Source organism: Flavobacterium sp. (assembly GCF_024642105.1).
Classification (GTDB): domain Bacteria; phylum Bacteroidota; class Bacteroidia; order Flavobacteriales; family Flavobacteriaceae; genus Flavobacterium.
In genome coordinates this window covers 1-16,669 of the sequence record NZ_JAHEBT010000036.1, presented here as the reverse complement: position 1 = coordinate 16,669, position 16,669 = coordinate 1, and the positions used below count along the sequence as shown (strand labels likewise).

At 37.2% G+C, this 16,669-nt stretch carries 19 protein-coding genes and 1 tRNA gene; 12 read left to right on the top strand and 8 right to left on the bottom strand.

The window, feature by feature from the left end:
- Positions 1-272 precede the first annotated feature (272 nt).
- From Q0L65_RS05220 to Q0L65_RS05205, 5 genes are all read left to right on the top strand, one after another.
- Positions 273-941 (top strand): hypothetical protein, encoded by a 669-nt coding sequence (locus tag Q0L65_RS05220; RefSeq protein WP_296684208.1) that lies wholly within the window; start codon positions 273-275, stop codon positions 939-941.
- 70 nt (positions 942-1,011) lie between these two features.
- Positions 1,012-1,224 carry a helix-turn-helix domain-containing protein gene (locus tag Q0L65_RS14005; protein ID WP_366051336.1) on the top strand — a complete coding sequence of 71 codons (213 nt, stop codon included), beginning with the start codon at positions 1,012-1,014 and terminating at the stop codon, positions 1,222-1,224.
- On the top strand, positions 1,221-2,504 hold the full coding sequence (locus tag Q0L65_RS05215) for a phage integrase SAM-like domain-containing protein (RefSeq protein WP_296684206.1): 1,284 nt from the start codon (positions 1,221-1,223) through the stop codon (positions 2,502-2,504). The genes Q0L65_RS14005 and Q0L65_RS05215 overlap by 4 nt, the downstream gene beginning before the upstream one ends.
- Before the next feature lie 56 nt (positions 2,505-2,560).
- On the top strand, positions 2,561-3,142 hold the full coding sequence (locus tag Q0L65_RS05210; protein WP_296684205.1) for a hypothetical protein: 582 nt from the start codon (positions 2,561-2,563) through the stop codon (positions 3,140-3,142).
- Positions 3,120-3,767: a recombinase family protein gene (locus Q0L65_RS05205; protein WP_296684204.1), complete on the top strand. Its 648-nt coding sequence runs from the start codon at positions 3,120-3,122 to the stop codon at positions 3,765-3,767. The genes Q0L65_RS05210 and Q0L65_RS05205 overlap by 23 nt, the downstream gene beginning before the upstream one ends.
- Positions 3,768-3,863: 96 nt before the next feature.
- Here Q0L65_RS05205 and Q0L65_RS05200 read toward each other — a convergent pair whose 3' ends face one another.
- Complete coding sequence (locus tag Q0L65_RS05200; protein ID WP_296684202.1) at positions 3,864-4,067, bottom strand: ribbon-helix-helix domain-containing protein; 204 nt, start codon at positions 4,065-4,067, stop codon at positions 3,864-3,866.
- Between the two features lie 233 nt (positions 4,068-4,300).
- Between Q0L65_RS05200 and Q0L65_RS05195 the strand changes: the two genes are divergently transcribed.
- A complete protein-coding gene (locus Q0L65_RS05195; protein WP_296684201.1) occupies positions 4,301-6,007 on the top strand; it encodes a hypothetical protein in 1,707 nt (568 codons plus the stop codon).
- On the opposite strand, the gene Q0L65_RS05190 is transcribed toward Q0L65_RS05195, so the two are convergent.
- The 4 genes from Q0L65_RS05190 to Q0L65_RS05175 are packed head-to-tail and all read right to left on the bottom strand — an operon-like array spanning position 6,004 to position 9,147.
- The gene (locus Q0L65_RS05190) at positions 6,004-6,864 is read right to left on the bottom strand and encodes a 3-hydroxyacyl-CoA dehydrogenase family protein (RefSeq protein ID WP_296684199.1); all 861 of its coding nucleotides are present in this window, start codon (positions 6,862-6,864) and stop codon (positions 6,004-6,006) included. The genes Q0L65_RS05195 and Q0L65_RS05190 overlap by 4 nt on opposite strands.
- A gap of 1 nt (position 6,865) precedes the next feature.
- Complete coding sequence (locus tag Q0L65_RS05185; RefSeq protein ID WP_296684198.1) at positions 6,866-7,960, bottom strand: bile acid:sodium symporter family protein; 1,095 nt, start codon at positions 7,958-7,960, stop codon at positions 6,866-6,868.
- Positions 7,961-7,966: 6 nt separating this feature from the next.
- Positions 7,967-8,746: a helix-turn-helix domain-containing protein gene (locus Q0L65_RS05180; protein ID WP_296684196.1), complete on the bottom strand. Its 780-nt coding sequence runs from the start codon at positions 8,744-8,746 to the stop codon at positions 7,967-7,969.
- 5 nt (positions 8,747-8,751) lie between these two features.
- The gene (locus Q0L65_RS05175) at positions 8,752-9,147 is read right to left on the bottom strand and encodes a VOC family protein (RefSeq protein WP_296684195.1); all 396 of its coding nucleotides are present in this window, start codon (positions 9,145-9,147) and stop codon (positions 8,752-8,754) included.
- A gap of 130 nt (positions 9,148-9,277) precedes the next feature.
- On the opposite strand from Q0L65_RS05175, the gene Q0L65_RS05170 reads away from it, so the two are divergent.
- The 5 genes from Q0L65_RS05170 to Q0L65_RS05150 are packed head-to-tail and all read left to right on the top strand — an operon-like array spanning position 9,278 to position 14,130.
- Positions 9,278-10,105: a MaoC family dehydratase N-terminal domain-containing protein gene (locus tag Q0L65_RS05170; RefSeq protein ID WP_296684193.1), complete on the top strand. Its 828-nt coding sequence runs from the start codon at positions 9,278-9,280 to the stop codon at positions 10,103-10,105.
- Between the two features lie 4 nt (positions 10,106-10,109).
- Positions 10,110-11,312 carry a CoA transferase gene (locus tag Q0L65_RS05165; RefSeq protein WP_296684191.1) on the top strand — a complete coding sequence of 401 codons (1,203 nt, stop codon included), beginning with the start codon at positions 10,110-10,112 and terminating at the stop codon, positions 11,310-11,312.
- Entirely contained in the window at positions 11,302-12,093 is a 792-nt protein-coding gene (locus Q0L65_RS05160; protein WP_296684190.1) for an SDR family oxidoreductase, read from the top strand. The genes Q0L65_RS05165 and Q0L65_RS05160 overlap by 11 nt, the downstream gene beginning before the upstream one ends.
- A gap of 11 nt (positions 12,094-12,104) precedes the next feature.
- Positions 12,105-13,316: a 3-oxoadipyl-CoA thiolase gene (gene pcaF, locus Q0L65_RS05155; protein WP_296684188.1), complete on the top strand. Its 1,212-nt coding sequence runs from the start codon at positions 12,105-12,107 to the stop codon at positions 13,314-13,316.
- A gap of 4 nt (positions 13,317-13,320) precedes the next feature.
- Entirely contained in the window at positions 13,321-14,130 is an 810-nt protein-coding gene (locus Q0L65_RS05150) for an alpha/beta hydrolase (protein ID WP_296684186.1), read from the top strand.
- 33 nt (positions 14,131-14,163) lie between these two features.
- On the opposite strand, the gene Q0L65_RS05145 is transcribed toward Q0L65_RS05150, so the two are convergent.
- Both Q0L65_RS05145 and Q0L65_RS05140 read right to left on the bottom strand, forming a co-directional pair.
- Positions 14,164-14,859 carry a hypothetical protein gene (locus tag Q0L65_RS05145; RefSeq protein ID WP_296684185.1) on the bottom strand — a complete coding sequence of 232 codons (696 nt, stop codon included), beginning with the start codon at positions 14,857-14,859 and terminating at the stop codon, positions 14,164-14,166.
- Positions 14,849-15,940 carry a hypothetical protein gene (locus Q0L65_RS05140; protein ID WP_296684184.1) on the bottom strand — a complete coding sequence of 364 codons (1,092 nt, stop codon included), beginning with the start codon at positions 15,938-15,940 and terminating at the stop codon, positions 14,849-14,851. The genes Q0L65_RS05145 and Q0L65_RS05140 overlap by 11 nt, the downstream gene beginning before the upstream one ends.
- A gap of 88 nt (positions 15,941-16,028) precedes the next feature.
- Between Q0L65_RS05140 and Q0L65_RS05135 the strand changes: the two genes are divergently transcribed.
- Positions 16,029-16,367, top strand: coding sequence for a helix-turn-helix domain-containing protein (locus Q0L65_RS05135; RefSeq protein WP_296684182.1), 339 nt, complete (start codon positions 16,029-16,031; stop codon positions 16,365-16,367).
- 182 nt (positions 16,368-16,549) lie between these two features.
- Here Q0L65_RS05135 and Q0L65_RS05130 read toward each other — a convergent pair.
- Positions 16,550-16,622, bottom strand: a tRNA-Thr gene (locus Q0L65_RS05130).
- Positions 16,623-16,669 lie beyond the last annotated feature (47 nt).

Sequence of the window (16,669 nt, the reverse complement as noted above, 5' to 3'; positions counted from 1 at the left end):
TTGAGCCTCCTATCGGGATCGAACCAATGACCTACTGATTACAAATTTTGTGTATATATTTGAACAAGGTTTCTTTTATTGTCATTTATTGATTCTATATAAATCTATCTAGATTGGTTGTCAATTACTGGTATTAATTATCATTTGCTCTTGTACAATTTCTGGTACAAATTTTAAATAGTTTTATATAAAAAATATTTCAATAATTATCCAATTTTTATTTGGATAACATTTTCTTTTTATTCAATTTTGCATCACAAACCAGATAGGCAGTGAAAGTAAAATTTCCTAAGGCGTTAAATATTCAAAATTTGTTGTATCTCTATTCATATGGTATGATGGGGCGTACAATTGATGAATCTTATTTGGATGCATTGGTGGTTGATGAATTAGAATATTTAAAAGCACATCGAGTTCAAAGGTTTTCTATAGCAGGAAAACCAGATAAACATCAATTGATAATAGACAATTTTGACGTGTCGCTTAACACTAAGATGCGTGTCAGAGAGTTTATCCAATTATATGGAGAAGAAACTGCTTTGTATTTGTTGGAAGCAAGATTGCGTGAGCCATTCAAACAATACTTTGTAAAGGACACTAAAAAGATGACCCAATTAAGATTGAAGGTTTGTAACTTGATTGAGAAAAATTTTGATAAGTTAGTTGAGGTTGATTCGGCTATGATTGAGTATATGCAGGAGATGGTATTTGAAAATCCGCCGATATACATGTCAATTGTAAGCAATGGAAATTCCGATATTAAATATCTTACAGCTAAAACTGTGATTCCTTTGTTAGGAGGTGGTAAAAAGGAAATTCGAATCAATATTTCTAGGGCAGATGTTTTTGAGGATCCATTAAATAATCCAAAGGCAAAGCTATTTGCATTTGAAAAGATGAAGGATGTATTAGCTAAAAAAAGAAAAGAAGGTATTTTTTGATTTTTTTTGATTGATTTGTTGTCAAATTTTATAATGATAACTTTTGCTTAGTAACCAAATTTTATACTATATGAAAAATGTTAATTACCTGGATATTGAAAAGCTTAGTAAGCTCATACATTATTCAAAATCTGCGATTTATAAAATGATCAGATTGAACAAAATTCCTCATCATCGTTTGCCGAATGGAAGAACTTTACTTTTTGATCCGGTTGAAATAGACACCTGGATTAAAGTCGGATCATCAACTATTTCTCCACTCCCTAAATTGCCACAATTATGAAAAGAGGACTTGGAACAGTGACCGTGGTATTATATGAAAAGAATCGAAAGGGTCCACTTTTTAATATTGCATTAAGAGTTAACTATCGAAATCTGGTGACTTATTTAAATCTCGTAAAAGTTACAAAGGAGCAATATGAATCAATTTTCATCCGTCGTGCTAAAGATGAAGCTAGTATAGAATTTAGAACATCTGTTGAGGCGCAAAAATTGAAGTGCGAATCACTAATTTATAAATTAGAAAAGTTGATTGACACCAAAGATGGTGTTATAAGTTTATCACTGTTGCGTGAAATGTTTTTCAGCCCCAGTGATTCAAGTGAATCTCAAGATATAAGTATGTTGCTTTTTTCGGAGTTAACTCAACAATATGTAAAATCTAATCAAATTTTAGCTTTAAGAAGTAAGCGAAAGTACCTGAATTCGAGTAATTCATTAGAAAAGTTTAAGCCAAATTTAAAGGTTATAGAAGTAACGTATCAGCTATTGATTGATTTTGAACAATATCATTTACGTAATGGTAAAAAAAGTGCTACTGTTGCTAGCTACATGCGTGATATTAAAGCAATCCTCAACTTTTACATTACCGAAGAACTTTCTGATACATCATATAAATTTCCATTTGGAAGAGGTCGCAATAAATATCAAATAAAAACTAGTCATCATAGAAAAGATGTTTTGACCGATGAGGAATTAAATAAAGTATTAGCCTTTACTGATTTTGAATCCGCAAAAGAGGAGTATGCATATAAGTGCTGGAAATTTATATATGGATCAAATGGGATGAATCCAATTGATTTGATTTTACTGCGTAAAGATGATTTCAAAGAGGATTTTTTCTTTTTTGAAAGACACAAAACCATTAATACACGCAAAAATAATTTAGAATTAATACCTGTATTTATGTCTCCTGATATGCAGGAATTGAAAGCATTTTTACAAAATAAGGATGTTGAAAATCCATTTTTTCTTGGGGAACTTAAAAAAGGATTTAATGTATTAGTAAAGGAAAATGAGAAAATTCTGATTAACAAAGTTATGAATTGGGGAAGATACCAAAATCGTTATCTAAAGAGAATATCAAATCGACTAGGTATATCTCAAAAAATAACAATGGCATCCTGTCGAGATTTATTCACCAATAAATGTTTGAGATCAGGAGTTGCAAGTTCTGAAATATCTAGGATGCTGGGGCATTCTTCTCAAACAGTGATTGAAAATTACATTGGCAAAATAAATTTAGTTGAAGCTAAAAAAATTGGCGGTGTATTATTTAAATAATTTTTTACCACATATATTATCCATTTTTAATTGGATAATTTTTTAAACATTTTACCATGAAAAAAATAACCTTCACCATCACCGCGAACGTAAAAGCGGAACAATCATTTCTTATTCCAGATGAATTAGAAATTAATGCATCAGATTTAGCTAAAACATACAGAGATGTATTAGCATTTAACGGGCTATGCGAGCATAATAATCTTCTAGCGAACCCAGATCCTATTTTAATTGCACGAAATATAGATATAGAGCAAGAACCATGGAAAATCCATCCGAAAGTAACTGCATTCAATCTATCATCAGATATTGATGAATGGACATCTGACTTATTTGTTATTAATAGCCATTTAAATCAACTTAAAAGTCGTGCAGTTTGTGCATTACTGTTCGATGAACATTTCTACGACCATGAGTTCGAACATTTTACATTTTATATAAGTATGTTGCAAGGAGAATTTGACGAGATTCATTTCACGTTTGACGAAGCGTTTTACCTATGGCATCAAATTAAAGATGAAGTGGTGGAAAAGGACGTACCATTCGATTATAAGATAAGACCTAAAGTGAGTGAACAAATTGGTAGGTATCTATTGGAAAAACAAATAGAAGAAGATGAAGAAGACTATACATATTAAATATAATCGCCTGAGCCATAAATCTCAGAGCGGAGACCGATATCAACTGGACAAAACTACGTATGACCAGGTTTTTATGGATGTTGTATCTGGAACAGTGAAATTTAAAGATCGACCATCTGCGAAAGAGCTTATAAATTTGATTGTGAAAAATAAAGCTTCTTCTTTTATCATTCTTACAATTGAGGAGCAATCCCGTCTAGGAAGAAATATGGCCGACGTATTCTCAACACTTTCGTGGCTTGATGAGGCTGGTGTTAATGTTGTAGTTAAAAATTTGGGGATCGAAAGTAGACCAAACGGTAAGCCCAATCCCATTTGGTCAATTATCAGTGCAACATTAAGTTCCCTTTATTTCTTAGAGCTAGATAATATCAAAGAGAGAACTCGCATGGGCATGGAAATCTATCGCCATAAAAATAGTGGTAAATGGGGGCGACCAAGAGGAACTTTACAGTCTCCCAAAGATTTCTTAGACCGAGATTCAACACGTGAAATTTTAAAAATGCTAGAAAAGGGTAGGACCATAAAGGAGATAACATCAACATTGAAGGTGGGTAGCCAAACAATTTATAAAGCGAAAAGATTAGCTCAGAAATATCATCCAGAAAAGGGTGAGGTTTAATTGAGAATAAAAACCGCATTACTTAGCTGGAAAAGAGTAAGAGAATCATCCAAACTCTTTTCCAGTTTAACTATACTTTTCATGGATGTGTTATTTTTAAGTAAGGTCATCAAATTTTCGATCGATGTATTGAAAAATAGCATCCCTAATAAGGTCCGCTCTTGATCTTCTTTCACGAAGGCTGATTTGATCAATGCGCTCCATAGAAAGTTCATCTAATCTTACTTGTAAGATGTGCTTTTTAATCAATGACCGATGATAATGCTTATACTCGTCTTTAGTTTTAAATTTTTTTTCCATTGTGTTATGTATTTACAATAAATACCTAATGTATATCCAAAAGAATACACAGAAAGAAAATATTTTTATTCCCATGGATTTAATAAGTACTCAATATCACCGCATTAATTTCTAGGCGTCATATTTCCCCAATACGGCTCTATTTGTTTGCTGGAAGGCATTTTCCAATTGAGCCGGTTTATGCCGCATATGTGGCGCATACGATATATGATGTACTAAAAAAATCTAAAAACATGAAGCAGCCAAAATTTTTAAAAGTACCCAATAATAACATTGACTATAAAGCTCTATTTGCCCAAGTTGATGAGATGAAGTTTAAGCGTTCAGACAAAATAGCTAATGTTAAAAATTCAATTATCATCCTATTAAATATGATTCAATATCCGGAACACAGACGGATAAAAGAGTTGAAAAACAATTACTATACTATCCTAGCAAATTGTGAAATGGTTGAAATATTTTCTGTAGAGGGTTGGTACCTAGTAAAAGGTTTATTAGTGAATAACAATATTATTGAATCTGATGGTCAATACGAAAATGGTGTTGTTCCAATGGGATATAAATTAGTAATTACCAAACTTGGGCCAGATTCAAAATATCTTAAGCTTGAAGAAATTGGTAGTGTTTATAAGAACTATGTGAAGTTTTTGGCATCACTTGGTATGCAGACTGAAACAAACAATGTGAACCATTTATTAGATGAATTTAATGGTCTTACTCTTACTCTTGACCCATCAGTATTCGATTTTGTGAGACTTTATAGAGACAAATTAATTGATCGCTTTATTAACAATGAAGAAGATGAATTGTGTTATTATTTGATTCATCATCGAGTAGGAGAATACCTTAGTATGATTAATGATTTTAATAACAAGAAGTATAATCCATTTATAAGCTTATCTAACAATAGATTTTATTCCCTTATTAATACATGTAAAAAAGAGTTAAGATATTATATAAGAAATGGATTAAATAGGTTTTATGAGTATGATCTTAAAGCATCATATAACTATGTATTAGCTACTATGCTTAATGATAGGTATTTTAATTATATGTATACTAATACTAATGGATATAATATATCATCAATATTTAATAAATTAAGTAATAAGCTGTTTAATATATATAAGAGCAATAATAATATAACATATATGTCCTCGACTTATTTTGAGAATGAAGACATTGCGAGGTATCGTGAGCTTCCCTTCGAAGATGGTATATACGAATATGTATTAAATGTTATTGCTCTAGACCCAGACTTTGAAAAGTATTCAATTCAAACAAGAGAATTTATAAAAGATCAGTTCAAACTCTACTTCAATCACGATGATTCACAAATAAGAAAAGGAGAATATATAAAGCGTGGACTGGTTATAAACGATCATCAAAAAAGTAAAATTGATGATAATAGTTTATCAAAACCAGCCGGCTTATTTATTGTTCAATTTATGAACAAATATTTTCCAAGCGTAAACCGTATCGTTAATGAGTTAATCTATAAGAAAAATATTAGGTCTCCCTTATCCATTCTTTTGCAACGATCGGAAGCATATTTAGTTCAACAAGTGGTTGCGAAAAAAATCAAAGAACTATATCCTGATCAACTAATTTTTTGTGTCCATGATAGTCTTTTAATTGAGGAAGGTTTATGTCAACCAGAAAAAATAGTTAAACTTTTTAAGGACACATTAGAAGAATTTACAGGTGTAAGACCCGGCGTGTCTAACAAGTCAATTGATCCTATTTCAATTATAGATTCAATAGTCGAGGAGGACTATAATGAAATTCTTTCAAAAAAAGATAAACCAACAAATGAATTGTTGGATAAAAAAATTATATCAAAAATATACAGAAGTCTTAAATTTATAAGTAAGGACAATGGTTCATTTAAAACCGAATGCCATAGGTTTAAGGAATTTATAAAGATTCGATCAATTTAATACTCATAAAATCCCTTACCCACTTTCTTACCCCATTCCCCTTTTTGAAACTTATCGACTATTGTGGGTGACGGCTTATCTGCCTCATTGCCTGAATCTTGGTATTTTTCCATCCCTACATGATAAGCCAAATCGATCCCTGTTAGATCCAGGAGTTGGAATGGACCCATCGGGTAACCTAAACCTTTTATAACAGCCTGGTCAATATCTTCCACCGAGGCAATTCCCAAATCCAATAAATTCAGCGCTTCTTTACGGGTTGCTTGCAGCATTCGGTTTACAACGAATCCATAAATTTCTTTTTGAAGAACCACTGGGGTTTTACTTAACTGAACCGTTACTGCTTCCAATTTTGCCACGGTTTCATCGGACACATGAGGGCCTTTCACAATTTCGACCAAGCTCATGACTAGTGCTGGATTGAAAAAATGCATGTTAACGACTTTATCTGGGCGCTTCGTGGCAGGTGCAATTTGAGAACTGACAATATAAGAACTGTTGGTTGCCAAAATCGTATGTGACGGACACAATTGATCCAGTTGACCGAAGACATCCAATTTGACTTCGAGCTTTTCAATAATTGCTTCAATCACCAAATCCGCTTCTTTCACTGCTTCCGCTAAAGACGTTTTAAATTGCAAACGCGCCTTCGTTTGTGCGACTTCAATACCACTCATTCGTCCTTTCGCAATTCGGCTAGCAAGATAGCTATCCGCAAAATCACTTGCGCGTTTAATAGCCTCCTCGTTTTGATCGATGCAAACAGTCTGAAAGCCAGAAATGGCTGCGCAAATGGCAATTTGGTGTCCCATATTACCAGCCCCAATTACTGTGATGTGTTTAATTGGTGTTCCCATGTTAAGATGTTTTAGTAATTGAATCCGTAGGGCGATTTCGCCACCAATTGGCAAGTAAAGAGCCTGAAATAGTCATCCAGGGTACAGAGATCGCTGATGCCAAGCCTACAGTGGCAATTTTACCCATTTGAAGAGCTATACCAGATGCCAAACCCCCATTTTGCAAGCCCACTTCCAAGGATATTGTTCTACACGTTTGCTCACTTAAGCCGGCAAAACGACCGCTCCAATATCCCAACAAATAACCTATTGAATGGTGAATCATCGAGGTTAAAAACAAGAGTGGGCCAATTTGCAACAAAGCATTTCGACCCGAAGAAACAATAACCACTAACATCATAAAGACCCCAACCATCGATATGATGGGCATAATTTTTTTTAGAATTTGCAATTTTGACTTCAAGAAAATATTCAAAAGCAAACCTAATATGATGGGGAGAATAATCATTTCACCTACATGCAACATCATCTTGAGAAAGTCTACTTCCACGTACTTACCTGCCAACAGTTTCATTAATAATGGGGTCATGATAGGTGCCATGAGCGTAGATATAGTACCAATTGTAATCGAAAGAGGGACGTCAGCTTTTGCTAAAAAGGCAAGAACATTTGAAGTCACACCACTTGGAACAGAGCCAATCAGAATAATTCCCGCTGCGATCTCAGAAGGGAAACCGAAAATCGTAGCAAGGCTTACCGCAACCAATGGCATAATGGTAAAATGGCTAATGAGGCCGATAATCACGGCCTTTGGCATTTTTAAAACACCCTCAAAATCCTTGACGCTCATTTCCGTTCCCATGGTAAACATGATCAACTGGATCAGCGGAACGATTAAGGCAGAGAACTTAAAATTCCCTACTTTGACAAAATAGTGAGGATAAAACATCCCTAAAACAACAGCCCCTAAAAGACAGAGCGTGAAAACATGCTGTTTGATACGGCTTTCGAAAAATCCTAAAGCAACAATGCTACCTAGTGAGCCCAACAAGTAAATTCCAGCATTTAAAAAACCGCTTGCCCAAAACCCTTGATAGAAAAATGCGAGCAGGAGTAGCCCGCTAGAAGCAATCAGCATTTTGGAAATGTTTTTCATAGGTTTTTAAGGGTTTAAAGCAATTCGGTTCGTAATTAATCGAGAGGCTTCTGCCAATTTTTCACGTACAAAATCGATATCCATCTGTGCTTCCTCGTCAATTCGGGCTAACATAGGTACAGTCAATGCAGCAATCGCATTTGCATGTTGGTCAAAAATGGGAAAAGAAATGGCTTGTAATCCAGCATATTGATTACTTTTAATCGAAGCAAATCCATTTTTTAGCACCTTTTCTGTTTCCTTTTTAAAGTTTTTCATTAGCGCTGGAGACTCATTTGCTAAACTTTCTTCCATCCGCATCTGCCGAATGATGGGATCTTGTAATGCCACTAATACATAGCCTGAAGCAGAAATACCCACTTTCAATTCCGCTCCTACACGTGTCATAAATCCTACCCCATTGGGTGGCTGGATAGCTGCAATGACGGTTTGTACTCCATGATTATAGACACGCAAATCACATGGAAATGACGTATCTGAAGACAACTTCTCCATCACTGGAATGGATTCGCTTAACAAGCGATAGGTGGGAGGATGAAAATGTGATAATTGAAACAGCTTAGAAGTAAGCGCGTACTTGTTTGCCTGGTTTGAAATATAATTTCGCTCCACTAAACAAGTCAACATGCGATAGATCTCGTTCAAATTACGTCCTAGGCTCGCCGCAATTTCTTGTTGGCTTAACCCTGACTCGCTCTTTGACAATAGTTCTAAGATATCGAGCCCTTTCTCTAAAGCAGGTGCTGCATATCCACTGTTACTTTTCTCGCTAACTTCTTTCTTCATGTAGTTTACATTCCTATTTGGTGTACCTCAATAATGTTGCCATCTGGATCATGAAAAAATATCTGATACCATCCAGCTAGGGCCCACTTGCCGTAATCAGCATATGGAATCCCCTTTTCTTCCAATCTCTTTTTGAAACCTTCTATATCATCTGTTCTAAAACAGAAATGGCCTCTTTCTAAAGGATTGATGAAGTGCTTCATTTCAAAACCTAAATTTACATCCTTTTTAGTGATATGAAATTCTACTTCGCCATCCGTTAAAAAATCCACAACGCCATCAAATCGATCTTCTGTGTCTTCGCTAACTAGATTGTGTTCCTCATCTTGCAATCGTGAAAGATTAAAAACGGACTGATAAAATTCCGAAGTTCGTGCCACATTTTCCGTGCACAAATTCATGTGATGATACTTAAAATTCATAGGATTTTCGCTTTTGTGTTTTGCAAATATAAAATTAGAATTTTATATATAAAAAATATCGTTTAAATTTGGGACAAATAAACGTTTAAACCTGCTCAAAGCGCTCTATATGGAACAAAACGAACGTGTCATTTCTGAAGAAGTATGTAGTCTGTCTACGGTAAGGAAAGTGGCTTCGATGTTAGATTTAGTACCTTCTGATTTTCAAAAAGGCGATTTGCTTCCAAGAGGTTGGCATTTTTTTCTCTTAGCTGGTAATGTTCGCCGTTCTGATATTCGGGCTGATGGATTTCCTGGATTTGGGGTGGCAATTCCTGATTTAGGATTACCACGTTTAGTTTTAGGTGGTAGAACGGTTGAATTTTTAGGAGATATACACATTGGAGAAACGCTTGAGCGGAGTAGCTATTTGGCTTCGATATCTGAAAAAGAGAATGCAGCGGGTCGAATGGCATTTGTGAAAATTCAACATGAAATCCGCAACCAAAATTCCGACTTACTTGTAAGCGAGGTGCAAACTTTTATTCTTTTGGAAGCAAGCATTGGCAAACCCGTTATTACCACGGGAGCACCCATCAGCCAAGAAGTGTTTGCGAAAAAAACATTGACTCCTGATGCATTGCAGTTGTTTCAATATTCTGCTTTAGGATTTAACTCCCATAAAATTCACCTTGATCGTTCTTATACAGAGGATGTGGAAGGTTACCCCAATTTGTTAGTCAACGGTGGCTTGGCTTCTCTTTATGTAACCGAGTTTTTACGAACAACGTGTGGCGTAAAATTAGCTCGTTTTCAGGCTAAACATAGTGCGCCACTTTTTTGTGATGCGGAAATGACCTTACTGGCCAATCCAGTCGATGCGCAAACCTGGGAGGTCAAAATTTGTAACGCAAATCAATCCTTAGCCGTTTCCATCGAAGCCCAAATAAACGCATAATATCATGTTTGAAGCGCTGAAAGGAATTAAAATTTTAGATTTGACCTCCGTAGTGGTTGGGCCTGTTGCGACTTGGCGATTAAGTCAATATGGTGCTGAGGTAATTAAAATTGAACATCCTACCGGAGATTTAATGCGAGGTTTGGGAGGGAAATCACCTAGTGGCCAACATTCAGGTACCTACCTTCACTTAAATAGAGGTAAACGCAATTTGTGTTTGGATTTAAAAAGTCCTCAGGCAAACTCAATTACCGAAAAACTAATTGACTGGTGCGATGTAGTTATCGCGAATATGCGTCCTGATGCGCTGGAAAGATTAGGCTTAGGGCCAAAGGCCATCCAATCAAAGCATCCTGAAAAGATTTATTGTTTGATTTCTGGGTACGGCACAGAGGGCCCATATGCAGGATTACCTACCTATGATAGCGTTCTGCAAGGTGTTTCTGGAATTGCGGGTCTGTCACAATTGCGTGATGGAAAACCAGCGTATGTGCCCATGTTAATTTGTGACCATGTGGTAGGAGAAATTACTTCAGCTGCTATTATGGCTGCAATTATTGACCGCTTCAAAACAGGTAAAGGTGCATTTGTTGAGGTACCTATGTTTGAGACAATGGCTACTTTTGTTTTGCAAGAACACTTGGCACAGAAAAGTTTTGAACCTCCTGTTGGTCCAGTTGGCGATTTGCGTCTTTTGAGCCCTCATAATCAGCCTGTTAAAACGAAAGACGGTTACATTTCTTTTACCATTAATACCGATCCACAGGTACAAGCATTCCTAAAAGCGACAGATCGTTCGGAATTATTAAAAGATCCCCGTTTTCAAAGTATTGCGAGTCGGGCCGAATTTGTCAGTGAATGGTTCGAAGTACGCGGAGCCGCTTTGATGAGTAGAACAACAGAGGAATGGTTAATCACTTTACGTGCTGTGGATATTCCTGCGATGCCCTGTCACACCATCGATACACTTATCAAGGATCCGCATTTGAATCAAGTAAATTTAATGTCTTCGGAAAACCATCCGGTGGAAGGAAAAACAGTGGTCATTCGTTCGTCCATTAAAAACAATGGTGAATACGCTCCTGTGAATTCATTCGCTCAGCCGAAAGGTCATGACACGTTGCCTATTTTAAAAGAGTTAGGGTACAGCGAAAAAGAAATAGCTGAAATTATTGAAACTAAAGCCGCCTATACATATGAAGTGTGAAGATTTTCTATTCCTTAATAACCAAGTTTGCGTCATTGTGGGCGCTGCGAATCCGAGAAGTATCGGTTACGCAACAGCTGAACTGTTTGCCCATTATGGTGCTCAGATTGCAATATTAGATGTTGCCGTTACAGATACAACGCAGGCAGCATTACGTACAGCTATGTCAGCCAAGGTGGGACGAGAAGTCGATTTACTTTGTATTCCTTGTAATATTGTAGATCCGGTGGCTTGTGATCGTGCCATGCAGATGGTAGTAGAACATTTTGGTCAAATCGATAGCCTCATAAACTGTGCAGGAATCGTACGATCTGAAGGTATGCTTGACATTCCAAGCCAAGATTTAGCTTTAATGCTTGATGTGAACTTGAAGGGTACATTTCACACCTGCCAAAGCGCGTTAGCGTTCTTTACAAAACAGCAAAAGGGTACTATTGTAAACTTAGCTTCCGTTGCAGCTCAACGTGGAGGTGGACTTGTGGGAGGAGCACATTATGCTGCATCTAAGGGCGGAGTGGTAAGTCTGACAAAATCCATAGCTCGTGAATTTGGTCCTCAGGGTATTAGAGCAAATGTGATTTGTCCCTCGATGACTGAAACAGGTATGCTAGATGGTAATGTCACGGAAGAACAATTTAATCAAGTGGTCGCAGGCATTCCGTTACGCAGAGCGGGAAAACCACTAGATATTGCGAATGCCTGTTTATTTTTAGCGAGCGATTTAGCTGCGTACATCACGGGGCATACCTTGGATGTGAACGGAGGAGGTCATATACATTAATTGAGAAAACGATGTCAAAAAACACTTACATCATTGATTCCGTAAGAACTGCCATAGGTAGTTTAGGCGGAGGTTTGTCTGCTACACGTGCTGATGATTTGGCAGCGATTCCCCTGCGCGCTATTCTTGAGCGTAATCCAAATTTAGATCCAGCAAGTATTGATGATGTTATACTAGGATGCCATAATCAAGCAGGCGAAGATAACCGCAATGTAGCTCGCATGGCTCTTTTATTGGCGGGAATTCCGCATACAGTACCAGGCGAAACGGTTAATCGATTATGCTCTTCTGGTATGTCGGCAGTGATCCATGCGAACCGTGCGATCAAAGCTGGCGATGGAGATATTTTTATTGCGGGTGGTGTTGAACATATGACGCGAAGCCCATGGGTAATTGCAAAAACGACAAAGCCTTTTGGAAATGATGCTCAAATGTATGATTCCTCCTTTGGCTGGCGGTTCTTGAACCCTAAAATGAAGGAATTATATGGTATTGATGCCATGGGAGAAACAGCAGAAAATTTAGTAGATCTATTTACTATCTCCCGTGAAGACCAAGATTTATTTGCATTTCGTTCGCAACAAAAAGCGTTTAAAGCGCAGAAGGAAGGCTATTTTGCGTCGGAAATCGTGACGGTAACGTCTGCTGACAAAAAAGGGAATGTCCATGTTTTTGATCAAGATGAATTCATCAAGGGTAATAGTACGCTCGAAAAACTTTCCACGTTAAAACCTGCGTTTCGTAAAGTAGGAGGAACGGTTACCGCAGGAAATGCTTCAGGAATTAATGATGGTGCTGCCGCAATGCTATTAGCTTCTGATACTGCTGTAAAAAAGTATGGATTTATTCCCAAAGGACGAATAGTCGCCTCAGCGGTTGTGGGTGTAGAGCCACGTATCATGGGCATAGGGCCCGTAAATGCGAGTAAAAAAGCATTGGAAAAAGCTGGTTTGGCTTTATCAGAAATTGACCTTTTTGAATTTAATGAGGCCTTTGCGGCTCAATGTTTGGCTGTCACACGTGGACTTGGATTAGCTGACGATGATACACGGATTAATCCACACGGTGGGGCCATTGCACTAGGTCATCCGCTGGGTATGTCAGGAACAAGAATCATTCAAACAGCACTTCACGGTTTAGAGAAACAAAATAAAAAATACGCCTTAGCCGCCATGTGTGTGGGTGTGGGCATGGGTTATGCCGTTATTATCGAAAAAATCTAATCATATGAAAAACTACCTTTTACTCTTTTGCTTATTGGCGACTACAGCTATCGCACAAAAATCAGATCGTTATTTCACCACTTCGGACGGTGTTAAATTACATTACACGGTTACAGGGCAAGGAAAACCCTTGGTCATTTTCCCAGGCTACACGCAAAGTTCGGCTAATTTCGAACCTAATTTAGAGGTGATAGGAAAGCAGTTCCAAGTGTACTGTTTGGACTACCGTTGGCATGGACTTTCAGAAGATCCAAACTACGGCGTACACATTGAACGCTTTGCAAAAGATGCCAATGAGATGATTGCGGACGCAAAAATCGGCTCTTTTTATCTATTAGCGCACTCAATGGGAAATACGGTAGCCTGGAGCTATTTTGGTTTATTTGGCCAAAAGCAAGTCATCAAATACATATTAGGCGATGAAGCTCCTTGTTTAGTTACTGATCCATCATGGACGAGCCAAGAAAAAGAGATGTATACGGGCAGCGCGACAGACAAGGATCTGTGGACCGCATGGCGCATGCCCAAAAGCCAACAACAGCCTCCGAAAAACACACGTGAGTTAATGATGGCTAAGTTGTTAACGGAACATTTGGGAAATGATTGGCGGGATATTTTGCCTACGATTCAAGTGCCAACCTTAGCATTAATGGCTGAAAATGGGACGTTTAATAATCAACACCTATTTGATTATTTCTTAAAGACTATCCGCAATTCCGAATTAAAAGTGATTCCGAATGCGGGTCATGGATATTACGCAACGAATCCGAAAGAGTTCAATGAAATCGTATTGAGTTTTTTTTCAAGTAAATAAATAAAGGGGCTATTAATTGAGCCCCTTTTTTATTTAATTCTTCGTTACTTTCAAGTCTTTAAAGTAGCCAATTGTCCCTACTTCTACCCACAAACCAATGCTTCCTCGCGTTGATTTGCCCAACATTTTGTTGACAATAAAATTTGGTGACTTTTGGTTGTTAATAAACAAAGTGACCTTCTCTCCTTGATATTCTAATCGGACATCAATCCATTCGTTTAATCCGATATCCGCATAGGTTTCATATAAGCCATTAGCTTCTTTTCGCAAGCGGCTGAAAGTATAACCCGGATAAGCAAAATACTGAACAGTATGGTTTCTGCGCAGTTGGTCATTAGCTCGACCATTACTTGGTCGCAAATAAATATTCTCAAATTGGGTATTCGCCTCATCGATGCGATAGGCCAAACCGATGAATCCTCTTGCTTGTGGGAACGGTGAATCTACTTGAATCTTACTTAACATCTTCACTTCGATGATACCATTTTCGATGTCAGTATTTGCCAACTTAACAAAGGTCGGTCCATCCACAGAGTTCTCAATATTATTGATATCAAAGGGAGATTTGACTAAGTCTCTAGTAACTTCTAAAACTTTTGCTCCGTCTAATTCAACTACTTTAGCAATTGAATTAATGGCGGAAAACGTTTGCTTTTCCCAAGTGAATTGCTGACCATACATGGGTGCGGCCAACAATATCATTACGGCTATAAAACCCTTATTTCTCATTTGATGATTTATAAAATAACCCCGCCCCATAAGAAGTTCCTAAAGTTCCAGGTTTTATTTGTAAATAATAACGACTTGTTTGGTCTTCCTCGATAGATAAACCGCCTGTTTTTTGAAGAACAAAATCAGAACCATACATTAATTTCTTTGGATCTGCTGGTGTACCAAAATCTTGTGGGCCTCCACCTTGATTCACTAATTGATTATAGCCAACGACCATAGAATTCTGAATCTGGTAAGCATTTTTTGCTTCTTTCTCTAATACCCACAAGACGTTGATTCCACTCATGACATTGTTATAAAATTTGAAGTCAGGTGTTGTTGACCAGGTCCAAACAGCTGCACCGTAACTATTCAAAATCAAATTATGATGCATGCTAGATTGTTCCGCAGGTGCATTCCACATCACTACAGCATCTTTTACCCCATAAAAGACACAATGATCGACTTCTAATTGTTTTCCATTGGATAATATGCCCAAGTGGTTAGGTAATGCGAATTGATTCCCTAGAAACAGGCATTGTGTAACGCGCAAATCACTCAAGTTTTTACCTTCCCATACGATTGGATAATTTCGAACGAGTACACCCGCTTTGGGTTTTTCATGCACAGGTTCACCTAATATACGAAGTCCTTGAATGGTAGCATGACTGCTTTCGATTAAAATACCATAATTTGAACCACCCGTGATTACTTTCTTATCATCACGTTCAAGTTTAAATGGCATTGTCGAAACAATTATGGGCATTTTATTAGGTTCCCAAGCTGAACTGTCTGGTAAAATCTCCGCGCGAATTTCGAGGCGATCTTGTTTTGAAAATACCCATTGTGTGGGATTGAATGTAGCGGTTTCAGCAAGTCCATACGTACCTTCTGACAAGAGGACTTGTATACTTCCTTTGCCTGCTAATTTATTCACACGCTTAGCAGCCTCAAACAACGATTTTAATGGTGTCATTTGAGAACCAGCTGCGTCATCATTACCTGAATTTGCATTCACATAAATCATTTCCTTTTGCTGTGCGAGAACATGATAAGATGCCATCAAATAGCATAGTCCTAAAATCAATACTTTTTTCATATATAATTATTTTTTTTCAAAACTACGGAATATAGGTATACATTTGTAACCAGAAATCAATTAGTAGTAACCTCTAAGTAACCAGTATATGCGTTTTATCGATAATCCATTCCAATGTCCAGTAACCCGAACTATGTCAATTATTGGTGGTAAATGGAAACCAATTATTTTGAATTGTATTGGGGATAAGACGATCCGTTTTGGTAAATTAAATCAATTGATGCCAGCTATTTCAAACAAGGTCCTTTCTAAAGAGTTGAAAGATTTAGAGTCACTAGGGTTAATTAATCGATTAGAATCAGATGAGCTGCCTCAAAGGGTTGAATATAATTTAACCGACTCCGGGATTAGTCTTATGCCGGTTTTAGTAGAAGTTGCAAATTGGGGAAATTCTCATTTTGCAAAGGAGATAGAGTCGAAATTATAGAAAAAAATCCAAAAATATTTCTCTTCCGTAATTGAGGCCCTTGATTTGTGCAAGAATATTACCGGTAATAAAATCGGATACGGTGGAGTGGAGAATGGAGGAAGGGGAGATAAGTTTTTGGTACAAATCTGGTACAAATGAAAAAGCAGCTATAACTTTCGTTATAACTGCCTTATTTTCAGAGCCTCCTATCGGGATCGAACCAATGACCTACTGATTACAAATCAGTTGCTCTACCAGCTGAGCTAAGGAGGCGCATTTCGGTTTACAAAAGTAGTGTTATTCTCCTAAATCGCAAAACC